The sequence below is a fragment of the Streptomyces sp. NPDC060209 genome (assembly GCF_042728155.1).
GTDB lineage: Bacteria > Actinomycetota > Actinomycetes > Streptomycetales > Streptomycetaceae > Streptomyces.
Map to the genome: position 1 here is coordinate 19472 of NZ_JBHWZS010000006.1, position 17331 is coordinate 36802.

Below are 17331 nucleotides of genomic sequence, written 5' to 3' on the forward strand. Positions count from 1 at the left end.
AGGCTATTTCCGCATGTCTCCTCTGCGACCAAAATCCTCCAAGCTTCCGTTCGTCGTCCCGCTGCTGGCCCTGGGCACCTTCCTGATGAGCACGACCGAGTTCATCATCGCCGGCATCCTGCCTGAGATGGCCTCCGACCTGGGCGTCAGTATTTCCCAGGCGGGTCTGCTGATCACGGCCTTCGCGATCGGCATGATCATCGGCGGGCCCACGATCTCGCTCGCCACACTGCGTCTGCCACGCCGCTCGACACTGGTCATGGCTCTGGCCGCGTTCGCCGCCGGTCACCTGATTGCTGCGCTCAGCTCTTCGTTCACAGTCGTGCTCTCGGCTCGTGTCCTGACTGCTTTGGCCACCGGCGCGTTCCTGTCAGTCGCCTCGGTCGTCGCCACCTCAGCGGCAGGCCCGGCCGCCGCCTCCCGGGCCATGGGCGTGATGATGAGCGGCATGGGCCTGGCCATCGTGGCCGGTGTGCCGCTGGGCTCGTTCGTCGGCCAGTCGATCGGCTGGCGCGGCACCTTCTGGGCGCTGACCATCCTCGCCGCGATCGCCGCCGTGGTAATCGGCCGGTTCATCCCTGGCGAGGAACACCGCGAGGTGCCCTCCGTGCGCTCCCAGCTCGGCGTGCTACGGCACGGGCGGATGTGGCTCGTGCTGGCCGCGACCGCCCTGGTCTCGGGCGGGTTCCTGGCCGCCTACAGCTACATCTCGCCGCTGCTCACCGAGCGGACCGGTCTGTCCGAGGGCATCGTGCCGCTGGTCCTGGTCGGATTCGGTATCGGCGCCCTGCTGGGCACAAACCTGGCCGGCCGGTTCGGTGACCGTAAGCCGCTGACCACGTTCCTCACGATCGCGATCGGCTCCGGGCTCGTTCTGCTCCTGCTGATTCCGCTGTCCACCAGCGCCGCTCCAACCGTCGTCCTGGTGGTGGTGCTGGGACTGACCGGCATGGCGGTCACCTCGATTGCCACCCCGCTGGCCGTGCGGTTCGGGCACTCCGCCCCCGGCTTGGCCGCCGCCCTGACCGTGTCGGGATTCAACGTCGGCATCGCGGCCGGCACCTGGATCGCGGGCAGCGCCCTGGACTCCTCGCTCGGCGTGACCGGTCCGGAGGTCGTGGGTGTGGTCATGGCCGCCCTCGGTGTGATCCCGCTGCTGATCCTGGCCGCGATGCGCGCCACCCGCACGAACACCTTCGAAGCGGCCCTGGTCGATGGTCCGGCCGAGGAGCCGTCGCAGGGTGAGTCCGACGACCGGGTGCTGGTCTGATCCGGCCTAGGACGCGGCTGCGACGCCCCGCTTCCAACGGATCGATCTGATGGTTGCCGGGCGTCCCCACTCTGCTCCCGCCAAGGGCTGCAGGGAAGTGCTGGTCATGGCTACTCGTTGAGGACTACGACCAGCAAGGTCGCCTCGTAGCGGGGTGGCGCCCTACGGAGTGGGATCGACGTGGTGGCCTGCCGCCCTCCCCACTGCCCGCACACGCTCAGGTCTTTAGCAGGTGTGCCGTGAGTGCGTCCTGCAAGGCCGTGCGCCGCTCGGCGACGAGATGGCCGCAGGCGATGGTCTTGAGGACAGCATGCGGGATGCCCTCTGCGAGTTCCCGCGCGTGTTCCAGCGGTGTGGCTGCATCGAGCGTGCCACCGACCACGAGGGTGCGGGCTCTGATCGTGGCAAGTTCGGGACGCAGGTCGTAGCCGGCCAGTGCGTCGCAGCACGCCGCATATCCGACCGGGTCGGTGTCTGCGAGATCTCCAAGGAGTCTTCTGCCGAAGGGAGTGTCAGCTCCGTCGGCAGTGGCGAACCACCGGCTCTGGCTGGTCCCCAGTAGCGGAGCGGTTCCCTTCAACCGCACCAGACCAGCTCGCTCGTTCCACGGCTGAGCGGCACCGAAGTGCGCTGAGGAGCAGACCAGAGCCAGAGACGCGATCCGGTCCGGATGACGCGCGGCGAGGTGGGCTCCGATGGCCCCGCCCAAGGAGATGCCCGCGTAGTGGAACCGGTCCCAGCCGTGATGGTCGGCAAGGGCGAGCACCAACGCCGCGAGGTGCCCGACCGTAGTACGGCCGGGCTCGGGGTCGGGCAGAACGCCGGACGAGGAGCCGCCGTGTCCTGGCAGGTCGAAGTACAGGACCCGGAAACAACGGGACAAGAAGGGAAGTTGGGACTCCCAGACCGCCTTGGAGGTGCCCAAGGAGGGGCCGAGGACCAGGGGTGGAGCGTCTGCCGGTCCGATGACGTGATGGTGCAGGAGAGGGGAGGTGGGCACGGTCGGCTCCTGTCGGGGTTCACCGGCGTTCGAGGACGAGGGCGAGGCCCTGGCCGACACCGATACAGAGGGTGGCGAAGCCGATGCCGTCGCTCTTACGCGCGACTTGATGGACGCCCCGCTCGTACGGGGCCTGGATCAGCATGTTCGGCACACCGCTGGGGCCGAGTGCGGCGTCCGCGAGCCCCGGTCGGCCACGGCCTTGGCCGCCGAGGGAAGCAGCTTGTCCATCACGCCGTTTCCTCGCCGGCCGAGAGGTCGGAGGGATGCTGCGCCAGAGGGGCCACGTCGATCTTCATGTACGGGAACAGCGGCAGCCCCCAAAGGATTCGGTGCAGCGCCTCGTTGTCGGTCACATCAAAGACGCTGATGTTGGCGTACCGACCGACCCACCGCCAGAGGTGCACCCACTGCCCCGACTTCTGCAGTTCCTGACAATAGACCTTCTCGCGGGCCACCAGGTCCGCTCGAACCTCGGGGGCGAGGTCACGCGGGATGTCGACGTCCATGCGTACTGCGAACAACACAGTGCATCACGCCTTGTCGAGAACGAAGTCGTAGGTGACCTCTCGGCCGGTGCCGTCCGCGACAGGGGTCGGGTCGAGGATCAGCTCGGGCTTCACGGCGGTGGCGATGTCGTCGCTCACGTGCGCGCCGCCCTGGAAGTACAGCTGGGTAGTGACGAGTTGGTGCCCCGGGGCAGCGACCTTGAGGTGCAGGTGGGCGGGGCGCCAGGCATGCCAGCCTGCTGCCCTGATCAGTGTGCCGCAGGAGCCGTCGGTCGGGATCTGGTACGGCGCCGGCTGGATGGTGTGAATCCTGAAGCCGCCCTGGTCGTCGACGACGACCGTGCCCCGCAGATTCCACTCGGGCAGACCGGGAGCGAACTGGGAGTACAGGCCGTCGTTGTCGGCCTGCCACATCTCGACGGTGGCTCCGGCCAGCGGGGTGCCGTGCAGGGACCGAACCTGGCCTTGGAACAGCAGCGCCGTGCCGCCCTCGCCGTCCCTCATGGGCAGCGCCGCCTCGGCGGGCAGCCGCGGGGAATCGGGGACGTAGTAGGGGCCCTCGATGGTGCCCTTGCTGCCCTCGCGGGACGCGTTGGCGACCTCCTCGACGACGCGCTCCAGCCACACGTCGAGGAAGAGCGGCCACTCGCCGTCCGCACCGACCTGGATCAGCCACGTCTTCAGAGCGTCGTACTCGGCGTACGTCACCTGGTGACGGCGGATGATGTCGTGTGTGGCGGCAAGCAGTTCGGTGACGAGAGTGTCGACGCGCTTGGTGTCCACTTCGGCTGCCTCCGTCCGCTGCTTGCCGCGGAACTGCTCGGTGGCGGCGGCTCCAGAAGCGGCGGCGGTCGCCTGCTGGGTGGTGGTGTCGGTCATGGTGATTCCGTTCCTTGAAATCAGATGTGTCAGCGGTCCTGGCGGTAACGAGCCAGCTTGTCGGGGTCGATGTCGATGCCGAGTCCGGCGCCCTCGCGGATGCGCAGAGTTCCGTTCTCGATCGTCAGCGGCTCGGCGAGGAGGTCGTCGGTCATGTCGAGGAAGTTGGACAGTTCACCCGCGTAGCGAGCGCTGGTTCGGTGGGCGGCTCCGAAGGCAACCGTGCACAATGTGCCTACCTGCCCGTCGATCTGATTGCCCATCACTATCTCTACGCCCAGCCCCTCGCATTCGTGCAGTACACGCTGCGAGGCGGTGAAGCCGGTGCGGGCGGTCTTGATGCTGATCGCGGTGGCCGATCCGCCGAGCAGTTCGCGGGTGACCTCCGCTGCTCGGGTGGCGCTCTCATCGGCGATGAACGGCACCGGGCTCTGCGCGACCAGCCAGCGCCGCCCCAGCACGTCGTCGGCGGGGCAGAGTTCTTCTGCGAAGGTCAGACCGAGGTCGGCCATCTCCCGCAAGGCGCGAGCGGACTCGGATGCCGTCCAACCCCTGTTGCCGTCGATGTACAACTCCGCATCCGTGCCGAGGGCTTCGCGCAATGCACGGCAGGCCGCTACGTCATCGGTGTAGGGGCGACGTCCGACCTTCACCTTGAACGTGGTGATGCCGTGCGTGTCCCGAATCCGTTCCGCCTCGGCGACCATGTCGGCGGCCGGCGCGAAGCCGACCATGTGACTCACACGCATCCGGTCGGTGTAGCCGCCAAGCAGTCCGGAGACCGGCATCCCCGCAGCCTGGCCGAGGATGTCCCACAGCGCCATGTCGATCGCGGCCTTCGCGGTCGGGTTGCCCACGGTCCGGTCAAGGCGGGCGTGAACCACCTCCCGCTCGAGGACCGACAGACCCAGGATCTGCGGCGCGAAGATCTTTTCGATCACCGCCACGATGGACTCCTGCGTCTCGCCGTACGTGTACGGGCGCGGAGGTGCCTCGGCCGTACCTGTCAGTCCCTCATCGGTGTGGATCCGCACCAGTACGTGATCGGCGGTGTGCACCTCGCCGCTCGCGAATTTCAGGGGTTTCCGGTAGGGGATCGCGAAAGGGATGGTTTCCACTGCGATGATCTTCACGGCTTTTCCCCTGCGCTTTCGTAGATTTCCTGCTCGGTGGCCGCCAGGAATACAACATTCTTTTCGGGTACGTCACACCCCCGGTCACCACGACGCACGCGAAGGAGCCGAATGTCTTACGGTCCCAGTCGAGGCCACGGCACGGACGCACAACTTCTTTTGAAAGCATCGGGCGGGCCGATCAGAAGAGTCCTTTCTCCACGACTTACCTGAGTCCGCGCTGTGCACGGGCGGCCAGTTCCACCACGTGCCCGAGGGCGAAGAGCTGTTCCAGACGGTCCGGGTGCCCGATGAGTTGCACCCCCAGCGGCATGCCCTGGCCGTCTCGGTGACCAGGCACGGTCACGACCGGCAGTCCCAGGAGTTGCCACGGTCGGCTCAGGATCGGTGATCCCGTGGCCGTGAGCCCCTTCAGCGCGGGTCCGGTGGCAGCGGGGCCAACAACTGCGTCAACCTCGGTCAGAAGCGACAGCATCGATGTGCGTTCTCGCTCGGCGAGGGCCAGGGCCTGTTGGTAGTCCGCGGTCGGGATCGCACGGCCATGCGCCAGGAGTTCGTTGAGCGGAGTGCTCAGCCGATCTGGGTGGGCAGCTTCCGAGGCCAGCTCCCGAGCGGCCTCGTACGCCATGATCGTGCCGTGCGCATCGGCGAGCCGAGGCGTCCGGGAGGGCAAGTCGATGTCCACGAGCTCGGCGCCGTGGGTCACGGCGTCTTCGGCGGTCCGGATCACAGCTGCCTGCATATCCGCGGCGACCTCGGCCAGTTCTGTGCCTGACCACAGGGCGAGCCGCGGTCGGGTCGGTGGCTCGAGCACTCCCGGGAGACGGCCGGCGGTCAATGCCTCGTGGACGATTCGGAGATCGGCAACGCCAGGGGTGAGCAGCCCGACCGCGTCGAGGCTGGGCGAAAGGCCTGCGAATCCTTTCGTGTCGAGCAGTCCCCCGACCGGAGCCACGAGCCCCGCAACTCCGCAATACGCGGCCGGACGGGTCAGCGAGCCTGCGGTCTGACTGCCGAGGGCCAGCGGCACCACGCCCGCGGCGACGGCGGCCGCCGAGCCGCTGGAGGAACCGCCGGGAGTGTGTTTCAGGCTGTGCGGATTTCTGGTGGGTCCCGGTGAGAAGTATGCGAACTCCGTGGTGACCGTCTTTCCCAGGGGGATCGCACCGAGTTGCCTGAGCCGGGCTACCAACGGGGCGTCGGACTCGGCCATGCGGCCCTGTCGCAGCGGTGATCCGCATTCGGTCGGCATCCCGCGGACGTCGATGATGTCCTTGACCCCGAACGGGATGCCGCGCAGAGGCCCGCTGGCGGGCTCTGTGTCGAGCTGCCGTGCGGTGCGCAGCGCTCCGCATCGGTCGAGCCGCTCCCACGCCCGCACTTCGGGCTCCGTGCGGTCATGGCGCCTCAGCGCGCATGCAACGGCATCGCTGGGGGTCGACTCGCCTGCAGTCATCCGGGCCACGAGGGCGGACAGGGTGGTGTCGCAGTCCACGGTCGGCATCGGTGTGTCTCCTTTCGCGGGGCGGGCTACTACAGCTCCAGTACGAGCCGGGCCGTCCGAGCCCGTGACACGCACGTGGCGATCTGGTCGCCTGCCTCCTTCTCCTTGCGGGTCAGGCAGTTGTCGCGGTGGTCCGGCACTCCGTCGAGCACGGTGAGAACGCAGGTGCCGCAGATGCCCTCACGGCAAGATGTGTCGACCTCGATGCCGTCCTCCGCCAGCACCTCGACGATGCTGCGTCCGGGCGGTACGTGAAAGACCTCACCGGTGTCCAGTTCCACCTCGAACGCGTCCCCCGCCGCAGCCGTCGGCTCCAGCGGCTGGAAGTGCTCGACGTGGACGTTGTCCTCCGGCAGGGCTCGGGCTGCCGCCTCGACTACGCCTTGCATGAACTCCTTGGGGCCGCAGGTGTACACGTGCGTCGTGGAGTCGGCGTCCGCCAGTGCCTGGGCCAGGACCTCGTGTTGTGCATTCCGGTCGACTCCGAAGTGGAACTCGACGTCGGCCGCGAATTCCGGGCTCTCCAGCAGGGACACGAACGCCGCCTTCTCACGGCTGGTCGCGAAGTAGTGGAGACGGAACCGTGCGCCATCACGCCGCAGTTGGTACGCCATGCTCAACAACGGGGTGATCCCGATGCCGGCCGCGATCAGCACGTGCCCATCCGCCGCCGGCTCGATGCGGAAGACGTTGCGGGGTTCGCTGATGGTGAGTTCGTCACCGGCACCGACCTGGTCGTGCAGCGCCGCGGAGCCGCCCCGCGAGGCCTCCTCCCGCTTGACCGCGATGAGGTAGGAGCCAGTGTCGTCGGGGGGCCCACACAGTGAGTACTGCCTGGTGATGCCGGTTGGGCCCAGGACGTCCACGTGTGCGCCCGCCTCGCACGGCGTGAGCGGGCGGCCGTCGCTGCGCCGAAGCCGCAGAAATCTCACGGCACTGGTTTCGGCCAACGTCTCGCTAACTGTGACTGGGATCATCATCGTCTCCTCCGTCTACAGCAGGAACCCGAAGGAGTTGACGGCGTCCGTGGAGTTGATCAGCCGGACGACCTTCTCCTGGATCAGCGGCTCGGGACCGTCCAGCCGGATGCGGTGCGTCACGTCCGCGGCGAGCACGAAGGTCTCCTCGCGCCGGTGGCTGACCACGACCTGGGCCGAGCAGAGCTCGGCGGACTTGTCGTCGCAGTGCTCGACCACGAACCGCGACAGCGTCCGCACGGTACGCGCGGCAGCTGTCGCCGAAATGGAGTAGCCGGACGTCAGACGCTCGATGCGCATCCGGCGCATGCGGTCGTCGTCGTAGACCATGTTCAGCGCGGACGCGAAGTCCTCGGTGTCCTGCTCGATGGGGATCACGTAGAGGCCGCCGGGGGCCCAGAGCCGGTCCCAATCCTCGTACCGCTTGTGGTCCAGCAAGTGGGCCTCGCGCCAGACCAGTTCGATGGCCGAAGCAATGCGAGGGTCGGCCAAACGCGGGATTACGGTCGCCTCAACGGACATCGTTCATCATCGCCTTCCACATTGCGTACGCCTCGCGCATCCCGGTCTCGTCGGTGGCGTGCGAGACGCGTCCCTTGTGTTCCTCTTCGTCCAGCTCACGGCCCAGCCCGCGGTTGACCATGATCGGCATGCCCGGTCCGGCTGCCGCACCGCGCTGCACCCGGTCCCAAGCTTCAGAGTCGTCTGTGGTGCCGAACCCGAACGGGCCTTGGAAGTGCTCGTGGATTCGCAAACGTTCGCGGTTGACGATCTCCGGGCCGCCGTCGAGGCCGAGGGCCAGGTGCCGGATCTCCGTCTCGGTGACGGAGATCGGGCGCAGCACACGGAAGAACGACATGGACATCGCGACGTTCGGGAACAGGTTGAGGTTGAAGCCGGCTCCGTGCATCGAGCGCACGATGCGTCGCACCTGGGCCGGTTCGAAGTCCTTGGACAGCTCCTCGACGATGTGACCGAAGCGTTCCTGGAGCTGCTCGGTGCCGTCGTCCTCGTCCAGGTCGACGTGCTCGGGCACCATGATCATGACGCTGTGGCCGTTGCCGAGCGAGTGCGTGACCGCCTTCTCGTCCGTCATGAACGACAGCATCTCGGCGGTCTCCGCGTCCACGGAGGACATCCAGGAGCGGTGCACGATCGGGAAGTGGTAGCCGTCGGTGGTGTTCTCCAGCTGGATCTTCCAGTTGCCCTTGAATCGGAACTTGTGCTCACCCTGCACCTTGAGGGGGAATCCGGCTCCCTGCTTCATGAACAGGTCCATCCAGTGCCGGGCCGGACCGAGGAAATCCTCCAGAGGTTCCACGTCCGGGTTGAAGCTGGCGAAGACCATCCCGGCGTACGTGTCCACCTGGAGGCGGTGCAGCGGGAGGTCCTTCTTCTCCAGAACATCCTCGTAGCCGTCGGGGTAGGGGATGCCGCGCAGCTTTCCGTCGAGGGCGTAGGACCATGCGTGATACGGGCAGGTGAAGCCGTTGGCGTTGCCGCGGGGGGCCTCGCACAGGCTCGCGCCGCGGTGGCGGCAGCGGTTGAGCAGGACGTTGATGCCGCCGCGGCGGTCACGGGTCACGATGACCGGTTGGCGGCCGACCATTGCGGTCCGGAAGTCGCCGGCGTTGGGAATCTCGCTCTCGTGTGCCACCCACACCCAGGTGCGGTTGAAGATGCGGTCCATCTCCCTCTCGAAGAGGCCGGGGTCGGTGTAGAGGGAGATGTCCACGCGGTCGGGCTGGACCAGCCCTTCGAGGTCGGCGCTTTCCGTGGGTGTATTCATTGCTTCGCTTCCTGTGGGGTGCCGGTTTCGGTGGGGTCGTCCCAGGCGGCACCGGCGGTCCAGTAGTCGCTGCCGTCGGCTCGGATGCCGTGCTGCCACTCGGTGGTTCTGCGCAGGGTGGGTTCGACGGCCGCGCAGGCGGCGTCGGCTCCGTCGGGGCCTTCCTCGGCGGTTCCCCAGTGGACCCAGTTCAGTTCCCTGCCGTCGCGGTCGTGCAGGAACAGGTCTACGTGGAGCCAGCCGTAGCGGCGGATGTCCCGGTAGCAGGTGAGGTGCATGGTTCGGTCTTCCTGCGTAGGGGCTGTCACGGGATCTCCGCTCCGAGGTCCGCTTCGAAAACACGTTCCGTGCGGAAGCGGGAGATACGGATGTCGGACCCTTCCCTGCGGAAGGTCACCTCCAGCCTCGCCACCACGACTTCGGCCGCGCCGGACTCGTAGCGGGACAGTTGCTGCATCAGCCACCGCCCGCCGACTTTGTCGCCGTCGGAGTACGTCGTGCCGCGGTGGAGCAGGTGGACGTTGGCCTGGAATTGTCCGTTCGGAGGCAGGTGGGCCGAGAGCATCGTCTCGATCGCCACTGATCCGGTGGTGCGGCCGAACTTCGCCGCGTAGAGCGGTCCGACCCCCTCCCACACGGCGTCTGGGGTAAACAGCTCCGCAAGGCTGCCGGCCGCGTGGGAAGGTCGGGGGACGTCGCAGAGCTCCAGGTATCGGGTCAGTACCGCGTACGCCAGACGTTCGGACGACCGTTCGGCAGTGCTGGTGGAGGGCATGCGTGACCAGCCTCCCTTCTTCAAATCTTGGTGAGGTGGGGTAGGGGTATCACTCACTCATCGGGTGGACACCGCTGCGGGCTCCTCGGCCTCCAGGCGGGTGTCGCCTCCATCGATGGACTTGGTGCGGGTCTCCGGCGCCAGAGCCACGGAGACGACCGTGACCACTCCCATGGCGATGAGGAACAGCGCGATAGGCCAGGAGGCGCCCGCCCAGGCGAGCAGAGCGGTGGCGATGATGGGTGAGAAGCCTCCGGCGACCACGGAAGCGAATTCGTGTCCGAGGGCGACGCCGCTGTAGCGCACCCTGCTGTCGTCGAAGAGTTCGGTGATGAAGGCCGGCTGGGTGCCGATCATCGCGCCGTGGCAGATCACGACCGCGACGAAGACCGCGACGAAGACCAGCACCGGGTTACGCGTGTTGAACAGCCAGAAGAACGGGAACGCCCAGGCGATCACTCCGATCGCCCCGCCCAAATAGACCGGGCGGCGTCCGACACGGTCGGAGAGCGCGCCCCACAGCGGCATCGCGAACGACTCGAAGAGCATGGCCACCACGACCGCGATCAGCGCCAGATCTCCGTCCATCCCGATCTTCGCCGCGTAGGAGAGGCTGAAGGTGAGGAACAGGTAGGTCGCACCGTTTTCGGCGATGCGTGCGCCGAAGGTGATCAGCACCGCCTTCGGCTGGGTGCGGAGAACCTCGATCACCGGCAGCTTGCGCTTCTCGCCCGCCTTGGACTTGGCCAACGCCGTCTGTTGGTAGGCCGGCGTCTCCATGACCCGGAGCCGGATCAGCAGTCCTACGCCGGTCAGTAGAATGCCGGCGAGGAACGGGATCCGCCATCCCCAGGCAAGGAAGTTCTCCCTGGTGGTCACCTCCTGGACCAGCCAGTACGTGGCCGCGGAGAGCACAAAGCCGAGGCCCACGCCCGTCTGGCTCCAGGCCGAGTAGTAACCGCGGCGATGGTCCGGCGCGTGTTCGCTGACGATCAGGACACCGCCACCCCACTCGCCGCCGGCGGCGATGCCCTGGACAACCCGCAGCATCAGCAGCAGCACCGGCGCCCAGAGTCCGATGGCTCCGTAAGTGGGCAGGACACCGATCAGGAAAGTCGCGACACCCATGATCATCAGGGTGGTCACCAGGACCGACTTGCGGCCTACCCGGTCGCCGAAGTGCCCGAAGACGATACCGCCGAGCGGCCTGGCGAGGAAGCCCGCCGCGTTGGTGCCGAAGGCGGCGATCGTGCCGACCAGCGGATCGACGTTGGGGAAGAACAGGGTGTTGAAAACAAGCGCGGCTGCTGTGCCGTAAAGGAAGAAGTCGTACCACTCAAGCGCGCTGCCGACCAGGCTCGCGGTCGCTGCCCTGCGCACCGCACTCGGCCCGCGGTTCGTTCCTGCCATGCTCGCCCCTCTGGCCGCTAGTGATGCACAGCCGTGAGGCGGCTGTGCAGGAATGCCACTCAGCCGTCGAGCAATGCCGTTCGGCTGTTCACGGATTGTTCGCCACGTCGTTGCCGGACGAAATGCCATTGGCCCGGCCACCGGACCGAAAAGTTCCAGATGCTCAGTCGTTTACCGACTCGAAATCCCGTGTCAACGCGCGGCCGGCCGCCGTGAGCACGGGAGCGAGCCGCGGCACGTCCAACCGGTCGATCGGACCGGTGACCGTCAGCGTGGCTACGGCGATCCCCGCGGAGAGCACGGGAGCGCCGACCGCCCCGTAGCCCACAACGAGCTCCTGGCGGTCGACGGCATAGCCCTGCCGGCGCACCTGCTCCAGCTCGGCCGCCAGCCGGCCCGGCTCCGTGATGGTCCACGGGGTCCGGCGACGCAGCGGGGCGGCGAGGGCCCGCCCGCGGATCGCCGGGTCGCCGAAGGCCAACAGGGCCTTGCCCGAGGCGCCGCAGTGGAACGGCACCCGGCCCTCGACCTGGGTGACGGCCACACCGCCGCCACGCTGGCTGAAGTACTTCTCCAGAAAGAGGACGTCGCGGTCCCCGGGGAACGCGAGCACCACGGTCTCCCTGGTGGTGAGCGCCAAGTCCTCGAGGTACCGGGCCGCGATCAGGCGCAGGGCCCTGGTCCGGGGCACTCGTTGGCCCAACTCGAAGAGCAGCGAGCCTAGTTCGTATCGCCGCCCGTGCCGGTTCAGCAGTCCGACGTCCACCATCTCGGTGGCCACGCGATGGACCGTCGTCTTCGCGAGACCAGTGCGGCGTGCCAGCTCCGACAGACCGAGCACGGGCGCCCCGGTGTCGAAGACTCCCAGGATCAGCCGCACCTTGCGTAGCAGAGAGTCACCGTCCGACTCGGCCGTCATGGCGGTCACCCTCCCTACGCGGTCCCCAGCGGGACCGTAGGTCGGCCGTGTACGCGCCGAACTCCTTGACCATGGAAACTCTCTCCGGATACAGGAGCCACTGTTGCTGCAACCCGTCCACCACAGCGATCGTGTTATGTACGAGGACCGAAGCCGGGGCGTCGGACTGGATCTCGTCGCGCACCTTGCCGATACGGACGGCATCGGTCAGCCACGCCGTCATCCCGGTGTAGCGGTCCTTGAGCCAGTTGTGCGCGGGGTGACTCGGCTCCATCGCCTCTGCGGAGAGCCGGACGTAGAGGCCCACGAGGTGCGGTCGCGTCGAATTGCGCGCGACCAGCGCCTCGATGGCATCGAACGCGTCCCAGCCCAACGGCGCCTCCCCATCCTTTCCGGTGAGGAACGCGCCGTCCTCGGCGTCGCGTTCCTCCAGTACGGCTGACAGCAACTCGGCCTTGCTCGGGAAGTGGTGCAGCAGACCGGACTGCGACAGCCCGGTCCGCTCCGCCACTTTCGCGATCGATGTGCCCTTGAACCCTGTGGTGGCGAACAGCTCCAGCGCCGCACGTACGGCTTTCACACGCGAGTCCTGGCCGGCACGCTCACGCCGAGACAGAGCCGGTGCCGCGTGGTACTGCGAGGGAAAGGACATACTTGCTCCTGATCTCAGTGGGCCGCGGGCAGCACAATCCGAATGTCGCCGAGACCGCGGGCGACCAGCACCTCGCCGGTGAGCGGCAGTTGCCGCCAGGCGCCCTCATGCCACCGGCGCAGCACCCGGGCGTCCACGGGCACGTCGACCGTCACGGTCCGTCCGGGTTCGACGTCGACACCTCTCCATCCGACGAGCCGTACGGGCTCGTGCTCCGGCCGCCAGTACGCCTGCACGACCTCGCGACCAGCCCGCGCTCCGGTATTGGTCACCTCGACACGCACCGAACGGATCGCGTCGTCGGCGATGGCCAACTCGGCCCGCCCGTAAGCCCATTCGGTGTAACCAAGCCCGTGACCGAACCAGAAGAGCGGCTCAGTCCGCTCACCGTGCCATCCGCGGTAGCCGACAGCGATCCCTTCGCTGTACGCCACTTCGCCGTGCGCGGGCACCGGCGACCAGACCGGGCCGTCCCCGTCCTGCCCTGGGAACGTGGTGACCAGCCGGCCGGCAGGCTCCACCTCACCGGTCAGCGCCGCCGCAACCGCCGCTCCGGCCTCCTGACCGGGCAACCCGGCCCACAGCACGGCGTCGACCCGATCCAGCCACGGCATCAGCACAGGCGTGGCCGCATTGACCACGACCACGGTCCGCCTGGCCGCGGCGGCGACCGCGGCGACCAGGGCATCCTGCTCACCGGGCAGCGCGAGTGTGATCTTGTCGACCTCCTCGGTCTCCTGCTCCGGGGTGAGCCCGACAACGACCACCGCGACATCGGCCTCGCGGGCTGCCCGGACGGCCGCGCCGATCGCCGGAGCCGGCGGCTTCGGGGCCACGCGGGTGGCCAGGCCGATGACCCGTTCACCCGGTTCGGCGGTCGCGACCGCCGTGATCCGCGCGCCAGGTTCCAGGTCGAGGGTGACGGTGCGGTACGGCAGCCGCAGCACTTCCCCTGCGTCGTCCACGCGCTCCAGACGGACCCGCTCGTAGTGCCCTGGCACGTTGAACGTCCACTCGCCGCGGCCACGCACACCGACCTGCATCCGGGCCGTCTCCTCCAGGACGACCTCTGCGGTCAGCTCGATGGTCTCGGCGGACTGCACCCAGGGGCTCTCCCGGGTAAAGAGGGCGCTCCAGCGGACGTGCCGGGAGTCGATCACCTCTCCGTCGCCGTCGCGGGTCGTGACCCGGATGCCGAACTCTCCTGTCTCGGGGTCGCGCAGGGAGCCCTCGGCAGCGGTCAGCGGATCTGCGCGGACCTCGACCCCGTCCACGAAGGTCACTCGGTCCGCGCCGAGTGCCTCCGTCAGGCCGTCCGCGATGCTCACCGTATGGGGCGGTCGGACCTCCGACGAACCGGCGCCCTGTGTCACGGTCTCCATCGCGTGCCGGCCGATGACAGCAACCTTCCCCTCGGTCGGAAGCGGAAGCGTCGATGCGCGGTTGACCAGTACGGTCATGCCGCCTGCGGCCAGCCGACGCAGAGCCGCGCGCCGCTGTGGACTGTCGGGCGTCGGCCCACCGGACGGCCACTGCCGCTGCGTGCCGAAGGCACCTACCCGGTCGGCCAACCGCAGCAGTCGCCGTATCTTCTCGTCGATCACGGACTCGGCTAGTTCACCGCTACGAACGGCGGCGACGAGCTTCTCGCCCCACGGCCCTGCGGGGCCCGGCATGATCAGGTCCAGTCCGGCGTCGGCGCTCTCGGCGGTGGACGTGGCGGCATACCAGTCGGACATCACCAACCCGTCGTATTCCCATTCCCCCTTCAACAGGCCCGTGATCAGCTCGGTGTGCTCGGTGGCGGGCGTGCCGTTGACCCGGTTGTACGCGGCCATGACTGCCCAGGGGTTGGCGTCGGCCACCGCCATCTCGAACGGCAGGAGGTACACCTCGCGCAGCGTCCGCTCGTCCAGCAGCGAGTTCACGGTCTTTCGGTCGGTCTCCGCCTCGTTGGCCACGAAGTGCTTCAGCGTCGCCGCGATGCCGTGTTCCTGCAGGGCGTTGATGTACGCGGTCGCCAGGGCACCGGTCAGCAGCGGATCCTCGCTGAACTCCTCGAAGAGGCGCCCGTTCAGCGCGGTGCGGTGCAGGTTGACCGTGGGTCCGAGCACCACGTGGACGTGCTGTGCGGCCGCCTCCTCGGCGAGCAGCGCGCCAACCTCCGCCGCGACTGCCGTATCCCAGTGTTGGGCCAGCAACGTCGCATTGGGGAGCTGGCAGGCGATCCGCCCGCCGGTGAAGAGGGCGCCGCGCACGCCGGTCGGGCCGTCGGAGAACACGATTTCGGCGAGGCCGACCGACGGCTCCGGGTGGAGGGTGAAGCTGGTGGCGCCGGTCAGCAGGTGGACTTTGGCTTCCAGGTCCAGGGTGCCGATCGCCTTGTCGGTGAGGACTTCCAGGTCCTTCATGGGTCTAACGCACCTTCCTGATCGGGAAGATCATGACTCCGCCCACCACGGCGACGGCGGCCGCAGTGCCCAGCAGCAGGTCATAGTTGTGTCCCCCGCCGATTCCGACCAGCACGGCGCCGACCGCCGGAGCAAGGCTCTGCGGTACGACCTGAGCCATATTGAGCACGCCCAGGTTCTTCGCCGAGTCATTGAGCCCGGGAAGGACGTCCATCACCAGGGCAAGGTCGACCCCGATGTAGACGCCGAAGCCGAGCCCGAGTATCACCTCAGCAACGTAGAAGCCGGTGACGGTGTCGGCCTGCACAAGCATCGCCATACCGAGTCCGAAGATCAGGGCCGAGGCGATGACGAACGGTTTACGGCGACCTACCTTGTCCGAGAGCCACCCCGCCGCCTGCCCAGCCAGCGCCAGCGTGACCGTGTACACAGTGACGGCAGTGGCCAGCACGGCGACGGCACGCTCGAGTGACAACCCCAGCTCGTATTGCATGTAGAGCAGCCGATACGTCATGAACAGGTACAGCGACAAGGTGATCAGGAACCGTGAGCCCCAGGCCCAGGCGAAGTCCGGGTGCTTGCGGGGCGAGAGCCAGAACGTCTTCAGGACCGCCCGCAGTCCCTCGCTCGGCGGGCGCTCGGTGAGCTGCTTGTCCGGCAACAGCAGGAGGAACGGCACCAGGAACAGCACCCCGATCAGGGCGGGCACCACGAACATCAGCAACAGGCTGCCGACGAGCCACTGGGCGACGAAGGCCGCGCCGAGCTTGCTGCTCTGCTGCATGAGGCCGATCAGGCCGCTGACCCTGCCGCGCTGAGCCGTCGGTATCTGGTCGGCGACCGACGCCAGCAGGGCGGCCTGCGCGGCATTGGCGAACGCCTGCGCCGCGAACCAGGCAATCGCGATCCCGATGACGTTGGGCACGAGGGCGAGGACAAGCTCGCTCAGGGCGAGCCCGACGACGCCCAGGAGAAGCCAGGGACGGCGGCGGCCGAAGCGTCCGGTCGTACGGTCGCTGATCCGCCCGAAGACGGGATTGGCGACAAGCGCGGCAATGGCACCGACGCTGCTCACCATACCGAACACGGCGACCACGTTGTCCTCGCCGACGATCGACTGGACCTTGATCGTGAGGCTGGCCGTGACGGGCGTAATCAACGCGACGGACAGGCCGAACTGAGCCAGTGCCATCGCCCCTACAACCTTGGGCGGCGCCTTTTCGGTCGGTGGGGAGACGACGTCCTCAACGACGGGCACTGCTTCGCCAGTCGTGGTCATGGATCCTCCTTCAGGCCCACGAGGGATGCGTGGGCGGAGAGACGGGATATAAGAACACGTGACAGACCGAGTACTCGGTCGGTATATCGGAACGTGATATTCCTGTTGCGGTTGTGTTGTGAAACGGGACTGTGCGGCGGACGCGCCCCAGAGCGCGCCTACGCGGCCTGACGAGGTGCTCGGCGTGGACCGGAGTGTGACCAACACTCGAACGGAAACCAACCGGATTGGTCCGTTCTCCGGGCCGAAATCTCGGGCGCCACATCCCTCTTACGGGCCCGAAATCTCGAGGCGGCGCCAGTGGGTGCCCTGGATGGTCCCGACACTTGCACGCAGCGGGCAAGGACGCCGAAGTCCACGTTGTCCTTGAGTAGGCGCAGGTGTTCGGCTTCTGCCTGTGACTCGTCCGGCCCTGGGAGGACACGTGGAGGAAGGGGATACCGAAGGGCCGTACTTCTTCGGCGATGTCGGGGTCGTGGAGATGACCATGGTGATGCTGACCGGTGGCCGGCCTTGGCGGTGGCGCCGGAGCAGGTCGATCAGGCAGTGGTCGGACTTCGACGCGAACACCGTCATCGGCTTCGGCACCGACACATCCCGCGGGGTGCAGTCCACTTACGCCGTCGCAGCACTGGGCCGTGGAGGGAGCCGGCGGCCTCTCGCCACGCTCGGGGAGCATCTGTTAACGTCCACTTAATCGATCTAGTAACGGAGGCCGGCCACCTCCGCCCTACGGCCCCCGGCAGACAGCGGTTCCGGCACACCGCGTTCCGACCGCTGCGGCCCGCCGACGTGCACGCCCTCCCGCAGGCCACTCTTGCGCC

16 protein-coding genes and 1 pseudogene are annotated in these 17331 nt (G+C 67.7%); 1 reads left to right on the forward strand and 16 read right to left on the reverse strand.

The window, feature by feature from the left end; all coding sequences use genetic code 11:
* Positions 1-13: 13 nt before the first annotated feature.
* A complete protein-coding gene (locus tag ACFWFI_RS02310) occupies positions 14-1270 on the forward strand; it encodes an MFS transporter (RefSeq protein ID WP_387384489.1) in 1257 nt (418 codons plus the stop codon).
* Positions 1271-1487: 217 nt separating this feature from the next.
* On the opposite strand, the gene ACFWFI_RS02315 is transcribed toward ACFWFI_RS02310, so the two are convergent.
* The 16 genes and pseudogenes from ACFWFI_RS02315 to ACFWFI_RS02390 form a co-directional block, all read right to left on the reverse strand.
* On the reverse strand, positions 1488-2330 hold the full coding sequence (locus tag ACFWFI_RS02315) for an alpha/beta fold hydrolase (RefSeq protein ID WP_387384491.1): 843 nt from the start codon (positions 2328-2330) through the stop codon (positions 1488-1490).
* Positions 2290-2382: pseudogene (locus ACFWFI_RS02320) on the reverse strand (acetyl-CoA acetyltransferase); the annotation flags it as partial. The gene ACFWFI_RS02315 and the pseudogene ACFWFI_RS02320, both read right to left, overlap by 41 nt.
* Positions 2383-2500: 118 nt before the next feature.
* Positions 2501-2797 carry a muconolactone Delta-isomerase gene (catC, locus tag ACFWFI_RS02325; protein ID WP_387384493.1) on the reverse strand — a complete coding sequence of 99 codons (297 nt, stop codon included), beginning with the start codon at positions 2795-2797 and terminating at the stop codon, positions 2501-2503.
* Positions 2798-2803: 6 nt separating this feature from the next.
* Complete coding sequence (gene catA, locus ACFWFI_RS02330) at positions 2804-3658, reverse strand: catechol 1,2-dioxygenase (protein ID WP_387384495.1); 855 nt, start codon at positions 3656-3658, stop codon at positions 2804-2806.
* Between the two features lie 29 nt (positions 3659-3687).
* Positions 3688-4791: a mandelate racemase/muconate lactonizing enzyme family protein gene (locus ACFWFI_RS02335; RefSeq protein ID WP_387384497.1), complete on the reverse strand. Its 1104-nt coding sequence runs from the start codon at positions 4789-4791 to the stop codon at positions 3688-3690.
* Between the two features lie 205 nt (positions 4792-4996).
* Positions 4997-6295: an amidase gene (locus ACFWFI_RS02340; protein ID WP_387384499.1), complete on the reverse strand. Its 1299-nt coding sequence runs from the start codon at positions 6293-6295 to the stop codon at positions 4997-4999.
* A gap of 29 nt (positions 6296-6324) precedes the next feature.
* Positions 6325-7227, reverse strand: coding sequence for a PDR/VanB family oxidoreductase (locus tag ACFWFI_RS02345; RefSeq protein ID WP_387384501.1), 903 nt, complete (start codon positions 7225-7227; stop codon positions 6325-6327).
* A gap of 60 nt (positions 7228-7287) precedes the next feature.
* The gene (locus ACFWFI_RS02350; RefSeq protein WP_387384502.1) at positions 7288-7764 is read right to left on the reverse strand and encodes an aromatic-ring-hydroxylating dioxygenase subunit beta; all 477 of its coding nucleotides are present in this window, start codon (positions 7762-7764) and stop codon (positions 7288-7290) included.
* 19 nt (positions 7765-7783) lie between these two features.
* Positions 7784-9061, reverse strand: coding sequence for an aromatic ring-hydroxylating oxygenase subunit alpha (locus ACFWFI_RS02355; RefSeq protein ID WP_387384504.1), 1278 nt, complete (start codon positions 9059-9061; stop codon positions 7784-7786).
* Positions 9058-9339 carry a hypothetical protein gene (locus tag ACFWFI_RS02360; protein WP_387384506.1) on the reverse strand — a complete coding sequence of 94 codons (282 nt, stop codon included), beginning with the start codon at positions 9337-9339 and terminating at the stop codon, positions 9058-9060. Before ACFWFI_RS02360 ends, ACFWFI_RS02355 begins: the two co-directional genes overlap by 4 nt.
* A 26-nt stretch (positions 9340-9365) precedes the next feature.
* The gene (locus tag ACFWFI_RS02365) at positions 9366-9836 is read right to left on the reverse strand and encodes a nuclear transport factor 2 family protein (protein WP_387384508.1); all 471 of its coding nucleotides are present in this window, start codon (positions 9834-9836) and stop codon (positions 9366-9368) included.
* 57 nt (positions 9837-9893) lie between these two features.
* Positions 9894-11246 (reverse strand): MFS transporter, encoded by a 1353-nt coding sequence (locus tag ACFWFI_RS02370; protein ID WP_387384510.1) that lies wholly within the window; start codon positions 11244-11246, stop codon positions 9894-9896.
* Positions 11247-11409: 163 nt separating this feature from the next.
* Positions 11410-12165 (reverse strand): IclR family transcriptional regulator, encoded by a 756-nt coding sequence (locus ACFWFI_RS02375; protein WP_387384512.1) that lies wholly within the window; start codon positions 12163-12165, stop codon positions 11410-11412.
* Positions 12143-12745 (reverse strand): TetR/AcrR family transcriptional regulator, encoded by a 603-nt coding sequence (locus tag ACFWFI_RS02380; RefSeq protein WP_387384514.1) that lies wholly within the window; start codon positions 12743-12745, stop codon positions 12143-12145. Before ACFWFI_RS02380 ends, ACFWFI_RS02375 begins: the two co-directional genes overlap by 23 nt.
* 86 nt (positions 12746-12831) lie before the next feature.
* Positions 12832-15228: a glycoside hydrolase family 3 protein gene (locus ACFWFI_RS02385; RefSeq protein ID WP_387384516.1), complete on the reverse strand. Its 2397-nt coding sequence runs from the start codon at positions 15226-15228 to the stop codon at positions 12832-12834.
* 4 nt (positions 15229-15232) lie between these two features.
* On the reverse strand, positions 15233-16507 hold the full coding sequence (locus tag ACFWFI_RS02390) for an MFS transporter (protein WP_387384518.1): 1275 nt from the start codon (positions 16505-16507) through the stop codon (positions 15233-15235).
* Between the last annotated feature and the right edge of the window lie 824 nt (positions 16508-17331).